This window comes from Natronobacillus azotifigens (genome assembly GCF_026805325.1).
Taxonomy (GTDB): domain Bacteria; phylum Bacillota; class Bacilli; order Bacillales; family Amphibacillaceae; genus Natronobacillus; species Natronobacillus azotifigens.
The window spans coordinates 1-712 of sequence record NZ_JAPRAT010000072.1 but is presented as its reverse complement, the minus strand read 5'-3'; the positions used below and the strand labels follow the sequence as shown (position 1 = coordinate 712).

General features: G+C 36.8%; 1 rRNA gene. It reads right to left on the bottom strand.

The features are described 5' to 3' along the window. Nucleotides 1-586: 586 nt before the first annotated feature. Nucleotides 587-702, bottom strand: a 5S ribosomal RNA gene (gene rrf, locus OWO01_RS15950). Nucleotides 703-712: the final 10 nt, after the last annotated feature.

The following is a 712-nucleotide window of genomic DNA, read 5'->3' as shown; positions in this document are numbered from 1 at the left end:
ATCAGTGAGGTATGCCCCCTTTGGTTGTTAGCCTAAAAGGATAACCTAAAGGCCCTTGAGTCCTTCAGGGTAGATCCACGAAGTTACTCCTATTTAAACAGCTTTAATCTTTCCTTGTTTTTTGCATTGCAAGTCTTACGAATGGGTTCGGGATAAAAGGTTTTAACGATTGGTCATTGATTACACAAAGGTTGATCAAATGTTATTGGTTTTCGACAAAACAGGTATGTATAAGTCGTTTCGATAGTTTAGTAGACATTATCCAATATCAATTCAACATCAAAGTAATTCACTTTCAGCTTTTATATTACGAAGCTCTTCAGGTGAAGAGCTGTAGCTATTGTTCATTTTTTTTAGTCAGAAGAATAGTGGTAAAAAAGTTTCTGAGGAAGATCGTTTGTATAACAATGTAATAGTAAATAGCCTTTGCTATAATTGTACATGTAGCGAAGGTTCTTTGTATTATCGAGGTAATTGATTTTTTGGCACTTATGAATGTATGTGAAATTTTAGACCAGTGTCCTTTCACAAACAACTCAAAAAACCTTTCAAGAAGAATAAACTTCTTGAAAGGTTTTTCTTTTTTGCATAGCGACGTCCTACTCTTGCAGGGGCAAGGCTCCAACTACCATCGGCGCTGAAGAGCTTAACTGCTGTGTTCGGCATGGGAACAGGTGTGACCTCTTCGCTATTGTCACTAAACATTGAATAG